The organism is Massilia rubra, assembly GCF_011682065.1.
Lineage (GTDB): Bacteria > Pseudomonadota > Gammaproteobacteria > Burkholderiales > Burkholderiaceae_D > Telluria_A > Telluria_A rubra.
Genome location: NZ_VUYU01000028.1, coordinates 15924 through 30924 on the forward strand (window position 1 = coordinate 15924; position 15001 = coordinate 30924).

General features: G+C 63.5%; 14 protein-coding genes. 11 read left to right on the forward strand and 3 right to left on the reverse strand.

The features are described 5' to 3' along the window. Positions 1-375: 375 nt before the first annotated feature. The 5 genes from F0185_RS27990 (at position 376) to F0185_RS28010 (ending at position 6207) form a co-directional block, all read left to right on the forward strand. Complete coding sequence (locus F0185_RS27990; RefSeq protein WP_167230464.1) at positions 376-1680, forward strand: sensor histidine kinase; 1305 nt, start codon at positions 376-378, stop codon at positions 1678-1680. A gap of 103 nt (positions 1681-1783) precedes the next feature. Further along, positions 1784-2545: a LytR/AlgR family response regulator transcription factor gene (locus tag F0185_RS27995; RefSeq protein ID WP_166887961.1), complete on the forward strand. Its 762-nt coding sequence runs from the start codon at positions 1784-1786 to the stop codon at positions 2543-2545. Between the two features lie 230 nt (positions 2546-2775). Continuing rightward, positions 2776-4011 (forward strand): PAS domain-containing sensor histidine kinase, encoded by a 1236-nt coding sequence (locus tag F0185_RS28000; RefSeq protein WP_229477227.1) that lies wholly within the window; start codon positions 2776-2778, stop codon positions 4009-4011. A 250-nt stretch (positions 4012-4261) separates the two neighbouring features. Next, positions 4262-5278 (forward strand): porin, encoded by a 1017-nt coding sequence (locus F0185_RS28005; RefSeq protein WP_167230467.1) that lies wholly within the window; start codon positions 4262-4264, stop codon positions 5276-5278. Positions 5279-5421: 143 nt separating this feature from the next. Further along, positions 5422-6207, forward strand: a complete 786-nt coding sequence (locus F0185_RS28010) for a DeoR/GlpR family DNA-binding transcription regulator (RefSeq protein WP_167230469.1) — start codon at positions 5422-5424, stop codon at positions 6205-6207. Positions 6208-6461: 254 nt separating this feature from the next. Here F0185_RS28010 and F0185_RS28015 read toward each other — a convergent pair whose 3' ends face one another. Next, on the reverse strand, positions 6462-7112 hold the full coding sequence (locus F0185_RS28015; protein WP_167230472.1) for a class I SAM-dependent methyltransferase: 651 nt from the start codon (positions 7110-7112) through the stop codon (positions 6462-6464). Between the two features lie 22 nt (positions 7113-7134). Continuing rightward, entirely contained in the window at positions 7135-8076 is a 942-nt protein-coding gene (locus F0185_RS28020) for a CysB family HTH-type transcriptional regulator (RefSeq protein ID WP_166887971.1), read from the reverse strand. Between the two features lie 323 nt (positions 8077-8399). Between F0185_RS28020 and F0185_RS28025 the strand changes: the two genes are divergently transcribed. From F0185_RS28025 to cobA, 6 genes are read left to right on the forward strand one after another with little or no spacing between them, the layout of a single operon-like run. Next, on the forward strand, positions 8400-10088 hold the full coding sequence (locus F0185_RS28025) for a nitrite/sulfite reductase (protein WP_167230475.1): 1689 nt from the start codon (positions 8400-8402) through the stop codon (positions 10086-10088). Beyond that, entirely contained in the window at positions 10081-10662 is a 582-nt protein-coding gene (locus F0185_RS28030; protein WP_167230478.1) for a DUF934 domain-containing protein, read from the forward strand. The genes F0185_RS28025 and F0185_RS28030 overlap by 8 nt, the downstream gene beginning before the upstream one ends. A gap of 7 nt (positions 10663-10669) precedes the next feature. After that, positions 10670-11386 carry a phosphoadenylyl-sulfate reductase gene (locus F0185_RS28035; protein ID WP_167230481.1) on the forward strand — a complete coding sequence of 239 codons (717 nt, stop codon included), beginning with the start codon at positions 10670-10672 and terminating at the stop codon, positions 11384-11386. Between the two features lie 42 nt (positions 11387-11428). Further along, the gene (cysD, locus tag F0185_RS28040; protein ID WP_167230484.1) at positions 11429-12367 is read left to right on the forward strand and encodes a sulfate adenylyltransferase subunit CysD; all 939 of its coding nucleotides are present in this window, start codon (positions 11429-11431) and stop codon (positions 12365-12367) included. Then, a complete protein-coding gene (locus F0185_RS28045) occupies positions 12367-13674 on the forward strand; it encodes a sulfate adenylyltransferase subunit 1 (RefSeq protein ID WP_167230488.1) in 1308 nt (435 codons plus the stop codon). Before cysD ends, F0185_RS28045 begins: the two co-directional genes overlap by 1 nt. 53 nt (positions 13675-13727) lie before the next feature. Then, a complete protein-coding gene (gene cobA / locus F0185_RS28050) occupies positions 13728-14507 on the forward strand; it encodes a uroporphyrinogen-III C-methyltransferase (RefSeq protein ID WP_167230491.1) in 780 nt (259 codons plus the stop codon). On the opposite strand, the gene F0185_RS28055 is transcribed toward cobA, so the two are convergent. Continuing rightward, a complete protein-coding gene (locus F0185_RS28055; RefSeq protein WP_167230494.1) occupies positions 14496-14939 on the reverse strand; it encodes a hypothetical protein in 444 nt (147 codons plus the stop codon). The genes cobA and F0185_RS28055 overlap by 12 nt on opposite strands. Positions 14940-15001: the final 62 nt, after the last annotated feature.

A 15001-nucleotide genomic window follows, 5' to 3' on the forward strand; every position in this document is an offset into this window, starting at 1 on the left:
TCATACCGCGCAACCGACCGCTGCGGCGCGATCGTCGGCGCTGGCGGGGCGCTGGCGCGACAAAGCGCGCGCGTGCCGCCCGCTCGGCGCACCGCCTTGGCGCCCCGCCTGCGCCCTGGCGCCCCACCGGCCCGGCTGGGCGCTTTGTTCCCCCGCGCTTTGTTCCCCCAATTATGCAGCCTGTCGCAAAGGCCGCGCAGCGCGGCGGGCGGCGTCCTACAGTGACAACATCTCATCAGTATTGCGCGCCGCGAGGCGCTTTTTACGGCGGGCACAGGCGCGCAGCAGTTACACTCGTCGCTACGACAATGTCACGCAATCCCACGCCCTTGTAAACCACGCAGTTTTTATACAATCTAACGGAACACACTCACCATGGAAGCACGCCGCCCTCCCGAGCAACCCATCGCGACCGTCCTGGCCTGGCTGCACCGCGCCTTCGACGCCACCGCCACCTGGGTGACCCAGCTATCGTGGTGGAAGTTTTTCCTGTTCGCGGCGCTGGCCCTGATTGCCGCGTCGATCTTGCAAAACGAACTGTTCTCGGGCGGGGACGTGGTCGAGGTGCGCCAGGAACGCAAGCGCGACAAGCGCGAAGGCAATATCATCTTCGACGACAGCGGCATCAGCTACAGCCCGCCGAAAAAGCGCAGCGTCCCGCCCGAACCGGCCGAACCGCCCGAGCCGCCCGAAGCGGCCGAGCCGCCCGAGCCGCCCGAGCCGCCGCAGCCGTCCGAGCCGCCCGGCACCGCCGCGCATACGGGCAAGCCTGCCGTCGCGACCATGCCGGACATTCCACCGGTGCCCTCCGTGCCGGGCGCCGACGGCGAAGTGCGCGTCGCGCTGCCGCCACAGATCGTCGAGGGTTTGTCGAGCGCGATCGAAGCGGCGGTCGAAAATGCCGCCGAAGAAAAAGTGAAGGTGTATCACGGCCAGGCCTCGACCTGGTTCAAGAGTTTCATTTCCTTGCTGGTGCTGGCCCTGTTCGCCACCAAGGCGCTGGTCGGCGGCAAGAAGCGCGCCGAAGCCGAGACCCAGACCGCGAACGCCGCCGCCGAGCGCGAATCGATGCAGCGCCAGCTGTCGGAAGCGCGCATGCAGATGATGCAGGCCCAGGTCGAGCCGCACTTTTTGTTCAATACCCTGGCCTCGGTCGAATACCTGATCGAGACCGATCCGCCGCGCGCCTCGGCCATGCAGCGCAGCCTGATCCAGTACCTGCGCGCGGTGCTGCCGCAGATGCGCGACAACGCCGTGGTCACCAACCTCGGGCGCGAAGCGGACATGGTCAAGGCTTACCTGAGCCTGCTGAAGATGCGGATGGAAGAACGCTTGCAGGTCGACCTGCGCATTCCCGACGGCCTGCGCAGCGCGGCGTTTCCGCCGATGATGCTGCAATCGATGGTCGAGAACGCCATCAAGCACGGCCTCGAATGCAAGCCGGAAGGCGGCTCCCTGTCCATCGTGGCCGAGGTGGCGCACAACAAGCTGCGCGTGATCGTCAGCGATGACGGGGTCGGTTTCGGCGTATTTCCCAGCGACGGCACCGGGCTGGGCCTGATGACGATCCGCGAACGCCTCAAGCTGCTCCATGGCGACGCCGGCCAGTTGCACATCGCCGCCAACACGCCGAGCGGCGTGATCGCCACCATCGAAGTGCCCTATCAGGTATCGAAGTAATGCACAAGCAAGCGCAGCCGTTGAAAACTGGCCAAGGAATTGATTGATTAAAGCCCGGTTTCGTTGAATAATTGGCACTCTTGCCTCTCACCAGAAACGCACCATGCCTACCGCTATTATTGCCGACGACGAAAGACTGATGCGCGACCAGTTGCGCCTGCGCCTGAACCAGGCATGGCCCGAACTGGACATCGTCGGCGAGGCCAAGAACGGCGATGAAGCGATCGAGCTGGTCAGCCAGCTCAAGCCGGACCTGACCTTCCTCGACATCCGCATGCCGGGCAAGACCGGCATGGAAGCGGCGCGCGCGATCGGCGCCGGCAGCAATATCGTGTTCGTCACCGCCTACGACCAGTACGCGGTCGAAGCGTTCGAGCGCGGCGCGGTCGACTACGTGCTCAAGCCGCCCGAGGCCGAGCGCCTGCAGGTGACCATCGACCGCCTCAAGGCGCGCCTGGCCAAGCCGAAGGAAGCGGTCAACGACAGCGTCACCGCCATGCTCTCGCAGCTGGCCGAAAAAATGGCGGCGCCCAAGCCGACCTACCTGCAATGGATCCAGGCCAGCATCGGCCAGGACTTGCGCATGATTCCGGTCGAGGACATCCTGTTTTTCCGCTCCGACGAAAAATACACCTGCGTGCAGACCGAGCGCTTCGAAGCGCTGATCCGCAAACCGGTGCGCGACCTGGCCGAGGAGCTCGATCCGGCCCTGTTCTGGCAGATTCACCGCGCCACCCTGGTCAACGTCAACGCCATCGAAGGGGTCACGCGCGACATCCGCGGGCGCCACCTGGTGCTCATCAAAGGCAAGAGCGACAAGCTCGAAGTGAGCCGCAGCTTCCTGCACCTGTTCAAGCAAATGTAAACCAGCGCCGCGCCTCTCGCGGCGCCTGCTTTCCGTTCCATGCACCATCTTGCGACCCGCCATGACATTCCGCCCCCCGCCGCGCACCGCACCGCGTTTTGCGCCCCGTTCTGCGCCCGGGTTTGCGCCCCCATTGGCGTCCGGTTTGTCGCGCCTCAAGGCGCTCGCCAAGCCCGCTTTTATAATCAGCCCACGGTCCGCGTCCCGCGGGCCTTTGACGGCAGGCACGCATGGCACAACAGCGTTCTTCCCGCTTCCTGAGCTGGGGTGCGATCATGTTCGTGCTCGGCTTGCTGGGCGGTCACTCCCTCGCGCGCTTGTTCGCGTATAACCGCTGGCCGCGCTTTGCGCGCAGCCACAGCCGCGAGATCATCCAGAACGCGAGCGAAGCGATCATCTCCACCGACGATACGCAGACCATCGTGCTGGCCAACCCGTCGGCCGCGGCGATGTTCTCGACCACGATCGAGCAGATGCAGGGCAGTCCGCTGCAGCAGTTCATCGCGCCGCTGCCCACCGTCACCGGCGACGCCGCGCCCGCCTATTTCGGCGACGTGGCCGGCCGCGCCGGCCGCCGCGCCACCGATTACGCCGTCACGGGCGTGCGCGCGAGCGGCGAAACGTTCCCGCTCGAAGGCTCCATTTCCAGCATGATCGAGGCCGACCGCACCATCTACACCATCATCCTGCGCGATGTGACGGAGCGCCAGCAGGTGCAGGAAAAGCTGTCGCGCTCGCATGCGCAGCTGCGCCAGCTGTCCTCGGCCCTGCAAACCGTGCGCGAGGAAGAACGCGCCCACATCGCGCGCGAGCTGCACGACGACCTCGGCCAACTGCTGGCCTCGCTGCGGATGGACCTGAACCTGCTGCAAAAGGAACCCGACGCCAGCAGCAATGGCCAGCGCCTGATGAATGGCATGGAAGATAACCTGCTCACGGCGATTACCTCGCTGCGCCGCATCGCCACCAACCTGCGCCCGCGCGCGCTCGACGAAGGCGGCCTGTATTTCGCGCTGCAGGGCTTGCGCGACGAATTCGTCGAACGGCACGGCATCGCTTGCTCGCTGTTCGCCGACGAAGCCGAGCTGCGCCTCGACGACGCCGCCAGCACCGCCATTTTCCGCATCGTCCAGGAAGCGCTGACCAATATCGCGCGCCACGCCGGGGCCAGCAATGTGACCATGTATGTATACCGCATCGACGGCCAGTTGCTGGTCTCGATCCGCGACGACGGGCGCGGCATCCAGGCGGCCGACATGGAAAAAGCCCAGTCGCTCGGCCTGATCGGCATGCGCGAACGGGTGTGGGGAATGAAGGGCGAGATCACCGTCAGCGGCGACGATCCGCCCGGAACCCGGATCGATATCGTGTTGCCCTTGCCCGAAAGTTCGCGCGACGAGGCCGCCAACGAGCGCGCCGCCGGCGCACCGGAACGGGCACGTCCGCTGCCCCCGCCGGCCGCCTGAGATTTCCCATATCGCCCGCAACGGCGGGCGTTATGCGGCATTGCACCATTCCCCACGGCTTCCATTAAGCGCACCTGAAGCGTGCATTTGCCGGGTATTGACGCCCTATTGCAGGGCAAAACCAGACTGTCTCATTCTTGCCACATTTCACTTTGTCATGGATTTGACATACGTGGAAGCTATAATTACGTCCGATTAAGAGCATCCCTGGTTAATCGACCCTTATCTGTGCAACTTTTTGGAGATTTATATGCAATGCAAACTGATGGCCGTTGTCCTGGCCGCTGCGATTCCCCTGTGCGCTTCCGCTCAATCGAGCGTCACGATCTACGGTGTTGCAGACGCTGCGCTGGCTAAAGAAGACACGGGCGCTCCAAACGGAAGCCGTACAGTCGTCAACTCGGGCAACCAGTCGACCAGCCGTATCGGATTCCGTGGCGTTGAAGATCTGGGCAAGGGCCTGAGCGCTGTATTCAACATCGAAGCTGGCGTCGCACTCGACACCGGCAAGCAAGATGAAGTCATGTTCGGCCGCCGCTCGGTCGTTGGCCTGAAGGGCAACTTCGGTACCGTCATGATCGGTCGCGAGTACACCCCAATCGCTGACGTCGCTAACGCAAGCGATATCAACGGCCAGGGCTTCTACGGCACCAACCTGAATTCCTTCGGCGGTGGTCGTCTGACCCGTCGTATCAGCAACTCGGTTAACTACAAATCGAACTCGATGGGCGGCGTGATCGTCACCGCCGGCTACGGCCTGGGCGAAACCGCAACCGGTCCTTCGCAGGATCTGATGGGCCTGGCAGTTGAGTACAAAGCCAACAACATCTACGTCGGTGCTGGTTACCACCAGGTCGAGCGTCTGGCTTCGGGCGACGACAAAGAAATGATCTTCGGCGCAGGCTTCACCGCTGGCGCGATCGAAGTGCGTGGTAACTACCTGGTTGCCAACCCAACCGGTAACAACAACAAGTATGAGCAGGCCAATGCTGGCGTGTCGTACACCTTCGGCGACAACAAGATCTACGGTAACCTGCAGCAGAGCAAACTCGAAGGCGGCGCCAAGGGCAACGGCTACTCGCTGGCTTACTCGTACGCTCTGTCGAAGCGCACCAATGTGTACACTTCGTACGCAACGATCCGCAACAACAACAAAGCAGCCTTCGGTATCTTCTCCGCTGGCGCCCAAGTTACTCCAGATGCACTGAAAGGCCAATCGGGTTCCGATCCTAGCGCTTTCTCGGTCGGCGTTCGTCACTCGTTCTAAATTCACTGACGCGCTTACCCGCGTTTAGCTGAACAAACACCCCGCACGCTGCCTGGCAGCCTGCGGGGTTTTTTTATGCCAAATTGCACGTTTATGCGCATTCATGTATATTTGTGCGCATTCATTCCTGTCTGATTGTCCCGATGCCCGCCGATCCCCTCCTCCTGCAGGAACGCCATGCCCTGATCCTGCAACGCCTGCAAAGCGACGGGCGGGTGCTGGCGCCCGACCTGGCCCAGTGGCTGCAAGTGTCCGAAGACACGATCCGGCGCGACCTGCGCGACCTGGCCGCCGCCGGCCTGTGCCAGAAAGTCTATGGCGGCGCCCTGCGCATGCCGCTGCCGGCCGCCCCGGGCGGCACCCCGGCCCAGCGCCGCAGCGCCCAGGCCGACCGCAAGGCGCGCCTGGCCACCGCCGCCGCGCCCTGCGTGGCGCCCGGCAGCGTGCTGTTCATCGATGCCGGCTCGACCAACCTGGCGATCGCCCAAGCGCTGGGCGAGGCGCGCCTGACCGTGATCACCAACGCCCCGGCGATTGCCGCCGCGCTGATCGACAAGGCCCTGATCGAGCTGATCGTCATTGGCGGGCGCATCCATGCCGAGACCGGCGCCAGCATCGGCGCGACCGCCCTGCGCGACCTGGAACTGATCAGCCCCGACCTGTACATCCTGGGCGCTTGCGGGGTCGATGCCCAGGCCGGCATCAGCGCCATCCATTACGAGGAAGCCGAATTCAAGCGCCGCGTTGCCGCCCTCAGTAAAGCGGTGCTGGTCGCCACCACCAGCGACAAGGTCGGCACCGCCGCGCCGTACGCGGTGCTGGCGGCGTCCAGCCTGACCGAGCTGGTCGTCGAGCATGATATCGATGCGCGCCAGTTTGACGCCTTCGCGGCGCGTGGCGTGCGCGTACGGCGCGCCGCCGCGCCCTGAGCGCTACCATTTTCCAAAAGAAATTATGTCAGGTACCGGAGCGCAACAACGCCTTGCCACCCGCCCGCCTTCCTGGCCATGTCGGCCTGGGCGAAGGCCAGCTGTTCAGCGTGGGTGGCTTCCTGGGCGGGTGCGCGATGCGCCCATCTTCGTCATGCCGCTCGCGTTTGCCGGGCTCGGCTGTGCAATGCTGCTGATCGCGGCCAGCGCGACACCGGGCGCGGCGAGCGCGCCCAAGGCGGTATCGCCCTAACTTACTTGAGCCGGCAGGTCAGCAGCCAGTAGTATTCGAGGCGCACGATCTTGATTTCGCGCACAGAGGAAGCGAGCTTCTTGCGCAGCGCGCTGTCGGAGGGATAGGTTTTGGGAATCTCGTAGCGCTCGCCATCGGGCGCGATGCGGATCTGGTAAGTGTTGCCTTCCATATCGGTGCGCGCCACGGTTTCGCTGCTGCCTTCCACATACGCATCGTCCAGCAGGACGATGAACATATCGTCGCCGACCTTGCTGCGCAATTGCGCCAGGAAACGTTCCTGCTCTTCGCGCTTGACGTGCGACCACCAGAAGCCAATGAACACGGCCGTGTAGCTGCCGATATCGTCCGGCAGGTTCCAGGCGTCCGCCACCTTGAAGTCGACCTTGTCGCCTGGGAGCGCGCGCAGCTTGCCCAGCGCGATCATTTCGGGATTGATATCGGTGGCGACCACCTTGTCGGCCGTGTCGGCGATGACGGCGGTCCAGTAACCGGTGCCGCAGGCCAATTCCAGCACGGTATGGCCGCGCAGGGTCTCGGCCACGTGGCCGCGCATGGCGGCCAGGTCGTCCTTGCGTTCCGGCCGGTCGTAGATGCGGTCGTGGTTGGATGCGCTCTTGGCGTAAAACTGTGCAGATTGTTCGGTGATCATATTTTTCTTGGTGTGAAGGCTTTTACAGCTCGTAAGTTTCTTTGGTGCCGCTCATGGCCGACTCGACCAGCTTGCGGTTCAGGGTCGGCGCCAGCAATTCGATGAAAGTATAAATGTAGCTGCGCAGATAGGCGCCCTGCTTGACGGCCACGCGCGAGATATTCATGCCGAACAAGTGCCCCACTGGAATGGCGCGCAGGTTCTTGTCGCGCTCGGCGTCGAAGGCCATGCCCGCTATGATACCAATACCCATGCCAAGTTCCACATAGGTTTTGATGACATCGGCGTCGATGGCTTCGAGCAGCACGTCGGGTTTGAGCCCGCGCAGCCCGAAAGCGTGGTCGATCTTGCTGCGTCCGGCAAACGCGGCGTCGTAGGTAATCAGCGGGTAGGTGGCGATTTCTTCCAGCGACACGGCCTTCGATTTGAGCAAAGGATGGTCGGGCGGCACCACCACCATGTGCTCCCATTGATAACAAGGCAAGGTGATCAATCCATCAATGCCGGCGATCGACTCGGTGGCAATGGCCAGGTCGGCCTGGTCGCGCTGGACCATCTCGGCGATCTGGCGGGGGTTGCCTTGCAGCAGGGACAAGCGTACCTTGGGGTACTTGAGCATGAAGGCCTGCACCACTTTCGGCAAGGTATAGCGCGCCTGCGTATGCGTGGTGGCAATGGTGAAACTGCCGCTGTCCTGGGCCGCGTATTCCTTGCCGATGCGCTTGAGGCTGTCGATCTCCTGCATGATCAGCTCGACGGACTCCAGCACCAGCCGGCCGGGCTCGGTCAACCCCCGGATGCGCTTGCCGTGGCGGGTGAAAATATCAACACCAAGCTCTTCTTCAAGCTCGATAATGGCTTTCGACACCCCGGGCTGGGACGTGAACAAGGCCTTGGCCGCATCGGTCAGGTTGTAATTCTGCCGCACGGCTTCACGGACGAAGCGTAATTGATGAAGGTTCATTGCTGTTCTCGTAGGCCGGAAGATACTCAAAATAAATATCTACCAGCATTTTATAAGAATGCTTATGCCGGATACGCATATAAGCAAATAAATTCTTAGTCCTTTGGAATAAAGGATGAGTTTATTACTATTGAGGCTAGTTTGGGGACAGTCTCATGGCTAAACCCCTTAGAAAGCCGAAGGGGGCTCGCAAAACCGTAGCGAGCGGCGCCAGGTTTGTCCGAGAAGCGCAGCCGTACGAAGGTACGGTGAGCATCGCAGGGCAGACCTGGCACCGCGCAGTAGGTTTGGCGAGCCCCCCACCAAAAATATCAGGATGACATATGTACCGTTACGACCAATACGACCACCTCATCGTCAGGGAACGCATCGCGCAATACCGCAGCCAGGTGGAGCGCCGCATCAACGATGAGCTGACCGAAGCCGAATTTGTACCGCTGCGCCTGCAAAACGGCCTGTACATGCAGCGCCACGCCTACATGCTGCGCATCGCGGTGCCGTACGGCCTGCTGTCATCAAGCCAGATGCGCATGTTCGGCCACATCGCGCGCAAGTACGACCGCGGCTACGGCCACTTCACGACGCGCCAGAACATCCAGTTCAACTGGATCGAGCTCGAACAGACGCCCGACATCCTGCTTGATCTGGCCTCGGTCGAGATGCACGCCATCCAGACCTCGGGCAACTGCATCCGCAACATCACGTCCGACGAATACGCCGGCGTGGCGGCGGACGAAATCATCGATCCGCGCCCGTACGCCGAAGTGCTGCGCCAGTGGAGCACCTTCCACCCCGAATTCGCCGCCCTGCCGCGCAAGTTCAAGGTGGCGATCAACGGCGCCGTGGAAGACCGCGCCGCCATCGCCGTGCACGACATCGGCCTGACCGTGGTGCGTAACGACGACGGCGAGATCGGCTTCAAGGTCATGGTCGGCGGCGGCATGGGCCGCACCCCGATCCTGGGCAGCGTGGTGCGCGCGTTCCTGCCGTGGCGCCACATGCTGACCTACATCGAAGCGGTCATGCGCGTCTATAACAGCTACGGCCGGCGCGACAACAAGTACAAGGCGCGCATCAAGATCCTGTTGAAAGCCATGGGCGCCGAAGAATTCACGCGCCAGGTCGAGGCAGAATGGACCGACCTGAAAGACAGCGCATCGACCCTGACCGACGAAGAAATGGCGCGCGTGGCGGCCTACTTCACGCCGCCGGCGTACGACACCCTGGCCAATATCGACGTGCGTGCCGAACACGCCGACAACAAGGCCTTCGGCAACTGGCTGACCCGTAACGTCAAGCCGCACAAGGTACCCGGCTACGCCATCGTGCTGCTGTCGCTCAAAAAAACCGGCGTGCCGCCGGGCGACGCCACCGCGACCCAGATCGACTTCGTGGCCGACCTGGCGGACCGCTACAGCTTCGGCGAACTGCGCGTGACGCACGAGCAGAACCTGGTGCTGGGCGACGTAAAACAGTCGGCCCTGTTCGCACTGTGGCAGGAAGCCAAGGCGCATGGCCTGGCGACGCCGAATATCGGCCTGTTGACCGACATTATCTGCTGCCCCGGCGGCGACTTCTGCTCGCTGGCCAACGCCAAGTCGCTCCCGATCGCCGCCGCCATCGCGGAGCGTTTCGACAACATCGACTACCAGCACGACATCGGCGAGATCGAACTCAATATCTCGGGCTGCATCAACGCCTGCGGCCACCACCACGTCGGCTCGATCGGCGTGCTCGGTGTGGACAAGGATGGCAGCGAGTGGTACCAGGTCTCGATCGGCGGCGCGCAGGGTAACAACGCGGCCATCGGCAAGATCATCGGACCGTCCTTCTCGGCGCTGCAAATGCCCGAAGTGATCGACCGCCTGCTGCAGGTGTACGTGCGCGAGCGCCACGAAGACGAAAAATTCGTGGACACCGCCCAGCGCCTGGGCGTCGCCCCGTTCAAGGAACATGTGTATGCCACGCCGATCAAGGCGGGCGAACTGGTTGGAGAAGACCACTATGCTTGAGTCGCACAAAGAAATCATCAAACAGCGCGCGGTCGTCGCCGACGACTGGAGCGTGCTGCGCCTGGCCGTTGCCGACCCTGATGCCGGCGTCGCCGCCGACGCGCCGGACGCGGTCGTGGTCCCGGAAGGCAAAGTCATCGTGCCGCTGGCGGTATGGCAGGCGCAGCGCGATTCGCTCGCTTCGCGCAGCGAGATCGGCGTGTGGCTGGCGCCCGACGAACGCGCCGAAGCGCTCAGGGGTGACCTGGACAAGTTTGCGGTGGTCGCCATCGACTTCCCCAAGTTCACCGATGGCCGCGGCTACTCGACCGCCTTCAACCTGCGCATGCGCATGGACTATCGAGGCGAACTGCGCGCCATCGGCGACGTGCTGCGCGACCAGCTGTTCCAGATGCAGCGCTGCGGCTTCGACGCCTTTGCCACGCGCCCGGATCGCAATATCCACGACGCGCTCAAGGGCTTGACCGACTTTTCCGAGGTGTACCAGGCCTCGGTCGACGTCAAGGCGCCGCTGTTCCGCCGTCACGAACGCGACGTGCGCATCGACAGCACCGACGTCGGCTACGGCATCTGAGGCGATCATGACCGATATTTCAGCCCTCATCGCCAGCACCCGCGCCACCCTGGAGCGCATCGCCGCCGAGTATTCGCCGGCGGTGTTCGCCTCCAGCCTGGCCGCCGAAGACATGGTCCTGACCGACTTGATCCTCAAGGCCAAGCTGCCGATCGGGATCTTCTCGCTCGAAACCGGCCGCCTGCATCCGGAAACGCTGGCGGTGCTGGGCCAGGTCAAGGATACCTACGGCTACGACATCGCGCTGTTCAAACCGCAGCCGGAAGCGGTGGACGCGTATGTGTCGCAGCACGGCCTGAACGCCTTTTACGAGAGCGTGGACATGCGCCGCGAGTGCTGCCGCATCCGCAAAGTCGAACCGCTGGGGCGCGCCCTGGCCGGCAACAAGGCCTGGGTGACCGGGCAGCGCCGCTCGCAATCGAGCACCCGCGCGCAGCTCGACATCCAGGAAGACGACGCCGCCCACGGCATGGTCAAGTTCAATCCGCTGGCCGATTGGTCCGAAACCGACGTCTGGAACTACATCCGCGACAACGGCGTGCCTTACAACGCGCTGCACGACCAGGGCTTTCCCTCGATCGGCTGCGCGCCCTGCACGCGCGCGGTGCAGCCGGGCGAAGACGTGCGCGCCGGCCGCTGGTGGTGGGAAAATCCGGACTCCAAGGAATGCGGCCTGCACATGGTCGATGGAAAACTGATTCGCATTAAATCCGTGGCCGCTTGAGGCTCACCCCTCAGCCACCATAAAAACAAAGGCCTAGCCACCATGACTACACTGACCGACACCCCGCGCGTACTGACCGACGTCAATGCGCGCCACCTCGATGCGCTCGAATCGGAAGCGATCCACATCCTGCGTGAAGTCGCCGCCGAATGCGCCAACCCCGCCCTGCTGTTCTCGGGCGGGAAGGACTCGGTCGTGCTGCTGCGCCTCGCCGAAAAAGCCTTCCGGCCCGGTAAATTCCCATTCCCGCTGGTGCACATCGACACCGGCCACAATTTCGCCGAAGTGATCACCTTCCGCGACGCCCGCGTGGCGGAGCTGAAAGAACGCCTGATCGTCGGCTCGGTCGAAGACTCGATCAAGCGCGGCACCGTGCGCCTGCGTAATCCGCTGACCGATTCGCGCAACGCGGCGCAAGCGGTCACCCTGCTCGAGACCATCGCCGAACACAAATTCGACGCCTGCATCGGCGGCGCGCGGCGCGACGAAGAAAAAGCGCGCGCCAAGGAACGCATCTTCTCCTTCCGCGACGAATTCGGCCAGTGGGACCCGAAGGGCCAGCGCCCGGAACTGTGGGACCTGTATAACACCCGCGTACACCCGGGCGAAAACATGCGCGTGTTCCCGATCTCGAACTGGACCGAACTCGATGTGTGGCTCTACATCCAGCGCGAAAAACTGGCGCTGCCGCCGATCTACTTCGCGCACGAGCGCCAGGTCATCCCGCGCAATGGCTTGCTGGTGCCGCTGACCGACCTGACCCCGGCGCGCGATGGCGAAACCGTCGAAACCCAGGTGGTGCGCTTTCGCACCGTGGGCGACATTTCGTGCACCTGCCCTGTTTCGTCGGATGCCTCGACGGTCGAAGCGATCATCGCCGAAACCGCCATCACCCAGATCACCGAACGCGGCGCCACCCGGATGGACGACCAGACCTCCGAAGCCTCGATGGAAAAACGCAAGAAAGCAGGATACTTCTGATGAACGCTCGCATTGACAACCCAACCGAACGCGGTCTCCTTCGCTTCATCACCGCCGGTTCCGTCGACGACGGCAAAAGCACCCTGATCGGGCGCCTGCTGTTCGACAGCAAAGGCATTTTCGCCGACCAATTGGACGCCATGTCACGCTCGAAGCACAAGCGCACCGTGGGCGACGCGGTCGACCTGTCCTTGCTGACCGACGGCCTGGAAGCCGAGCGCGAACAGGGCATCACCATCGACGTGGCCTACCGCTACTTCGCCACGCCCAAGCGCAAGTTCATTATCGCCGACACCCCGGGCCACGAGCAGTACACGCGCAACATGGTCACCGGCGCCTCGACCGCCGACGCGGTGATCATCCTGATCGACGTGTCCAAGGTCAAGCTGCGCGAAGACGGCGGCGTGGACCTGCTGATCCAGACCAAGCGCCATTCGACCATCGCCCACCTGCTGCAGATCGAGCACGTGGTCGTCGCAGTCAACAAGATGGACCTGGTGAATTACGACCAGGCGGTGTACGACCGCATCGTCAAGGCCTACCAGGAGTTCGCCGCGACCCTGGGCTTGACGGACATCACGCCGATTCCGCTGTCCGCCCTGACCGGCGACAACGTGGTCGAGCCGAGCGAGAAAATGAGCTGGTACCAGGGTCCGACCCTGATCTCGCTGCTCGAGTCGCTCTCGGTCTACGACGAATCGCACGCGGCGCCGTTCCGTTTCCCGGTGCAGCTGGTGGCGCGTCACAACGGCCACGAAGCGAATGACTTCCGCGGCTACATGGGCCGCATCGAAGCGGGCATGGTCAAGGTGGGCGACAAGCTGGTGGTGCAGCCATCGGGCCAGAGCGCCACCGTCAAGGATATCCTGACCCTGGAAGGCTCGCACCAGTCGGCCGTGGTGGGCCAGTCGATTACCTTGCTGCTCAATGAATACCTCGACATCTCGCGCGGCGACCTGCTGGCCGGCGCCGACCAGCCGGCGACCCTGCTCAAGACGCTCAAGGCGGACGTGTGCTGGATGTCGGACGAGCCGCTCGACATGCGCCGCAAGTACTGGATCAAGCATGGCACCAAGCAGACCTCGGCCAAGATCACCGGCGTCGACACCCTGCTCGACATCAATACGCAGCAGCGCCACGCGGCCGATGGCCTGAAGCTGAACGACATCGCGCGCATCGGCCTGACCGTGCAGCAGCCGCTGGCGGCCGACGCCTATGCCGACATCCGCGCAACGGGCGCCTTCATTTTGATCGATGAAGTTACTCACCAGACGGTTGCCGCTGGTATGATCCGACTGGACGCGTAAGTCATCAACCGCCAGCGCGCTTGCCAGCCGCCCGCCAGCAAAAGGAACACAGCATGTCAGCACTCGGAAAAGTCTATCTGATCGGCGCCGGCCCCGGCGCCCAGGACCTCATCACCCTGCGCGGCGCGCGCCTGCTGGAGCAGGCCGACGTGGTGCTGCACGATGCCCTGGTGACCGACGAGATGCTGGCACTGTGTCCGCGGGCGCTCAAGATTGCGGTGGGCAAGCGTTGCGGCCAGTTGTCGACGGCACAAGCCTTCATCAACAAGCAACTGGTCGACAGCGCGCATAAATACGCGCTGGTGGTGCGCCTGAAAGGCGGCGACCCGATGCTGTTCGGGCGTGCCGATGAAGAATTGCGCGCGCTGGAAGAAGCGGGCATCGAGGTGGAAGTCGTGCCGGGCATTACCACCGCGGTGGCGGCGGCGGCGGCGACCAAGCAGCCGCTGACCAAGCGTGGCGTGGCGCGCAGCGTGGCGTTTTTCACGTCCAGCACCGCGCCCGAACTCGATGGCCAGACCGTCATTCCCGATACCGACACCCTGGTGCAGTACATGGGCGGGCGCGAGGCCATCGTAACGGCCCAGCGCCTGCTGGACCAGGGCCGCAGGCCGGATACGCCGGTGGTGGTGATTGAAAATTGCAGCCGCCCGGAACAGCGCATCATGCGCCTGACCCTGGCGACCCTGGCCCATGGCCTGGGTCCGGCGCATGGCCCGGTGCTGGTGATGCTGGGCGACGCCATGAAGCTGCGCGAGAACCAGCCGATCGATACCGCGCAAGGCGGCGATAGCCTGGACGCAGCGCAGGATGGCGCGCAACTAAGCGCTTGAGCGCTTGCAGGCGGGCGCCTGTTGCGTGCATCCCTGCGGTTCCAGCGCGTCGATTTCCCATTGCAGCTTGTCGGCTGCGGCATAGGTTTTTTCGGCGATGGCCGACAGGCGGTTGAAAGCGCGCTGCAAGCGCTGCGAGCTCGCTGGCCCGCTCAGCGAATACAGCTGGCTGCGCACTGTGCGGATATCTTCCTTCAATGCCCTGAGCGCTTCGCGCAGGCTGGCGTCGGCGTCGAGCGGTTCGTCGAGGCCTTCGTCGATGCGCTTGCGCAGCATGTCGATCTTGTATCCCATTCCCGCGAGGCGGTCGGCCAGACGGTCGAGGCGCATGGCGGCGCGACGTTCGTTGCCCAGTGCGATGAGTGAATTGCGGCCGTGCCGGGCGAGCAGGGAGACTTCGCGGAGCAGCAGCTTCAGGAATGAACTGAGCATGATGGATACCGGAGAGAGTAAGAGAGTCAAGAAATTCTGAGCGCAATCGCCAGTCCAGTCAA

What these genes read in the sequence shown, in the direction of transcription:
- F0185_RS27990 (WP_167230464.1), top strand. Translation starts at nt 376, where the DNA reads ATGGAAGCACGCCGCCCTCCCGAGCAACCCATCGCGACCGTCCTGGCC.
- F0185_RS27995 (WP_166887961.1), top strand. Translation starts at nt 1,784, where the DNA reads ATGCCTACCGCTATTATTGCCGACGACGAAAGACTGATGCGCGACCAG.
- F0185_RS28000 (WP_229477227.1), top strand. Translation starts at nt 2,776, where the DNA reads ATGGCACAACAGCGTTCTTCCCGCTTCCTGAGCTGGGGTGCGATCATG.
- F0185_RS28005 (WP_167230467.1), top strand. Translation starts at nt 4,262, where the DNA reads ATGCAATGCAAACTGATGGCCGTTGTCCTGGCCGCTGCGATTCCCCTG.
- F0185_RS28010 (WP_167230469.1), top strand. Translation starts at nt 5,422, where the DNA reads ATGCCCGCCGATCCCCTCCTCCTGCAGGAACGCCATGCCCTGATCCTG.
- F0185_RS28015 (WP_167230472.1), bottom strand. Translation starts at nt 7,112, where the DNA reads ATGATCACCGAACAATCTGCACAGTTTTACGCCAAGAGCGCATCCAAC.
- F0185_RS28020 (WP_166887971.1), bottom strand. Translation starts at nt 8,076, where the DNA reads ATGAACCTTCATCAATTACGCTTCGTCCGTGAAGCCGTGCGGCAGAAT.
- F0185_RS28025 (WP_167230475.1), top strand. Translation starts at nt 8,400, where the DNA reads ATGTACCGTTACGACCAATACGACCACCTCATCGTCAGGGAACGCATC.
- F0185_RS28030 (WP_167230478.1), top strand. Translation starts at nt 10,081, where the DNA reads ATGCTTGAGTCGCACAAAGAAATCATCAAACAGCGCGCGGTCGTCGCC.
- F0185_RS28035 (WP_167230481.1), top strand. Translation starts at nt 10,670, where the DNA reads ATGACCGATATTTCAGCCCTCATCGCCAGCACCCGCGCCACCCTGGAG.
- cysD (WP_167230484.1), top strand. Translation starts at nt 11,429, where the DNA reads ATGACTACACTGACCGACACCCCGCGCGTACTGACCGACGTCAATGCG.
- F0185_RS28045 (WP_167230488.1), top strand. Translation starts at nt 12,367, where the DNA reads ATGAACGCTCGCATTGACAACCCAACCGAACGCGGTCTCCTTCGCTTC.
- cobA (WP_167230491.1), top strand. Translation starts at nt 13,728, where the DNA reads ATGTCAGCACTCGGAAAAGTCTATCTGATCGGCGCCGGCCCCGGCGCC.
- F0185_RS28055 (WP_167230494.1), bottom strand. Translation starts at nt 14,939, where the DNA reads ATGCTCAGTTCATTCCTGAAGCTGCTGCTCCGCGAAGTCTCCCTGCTC.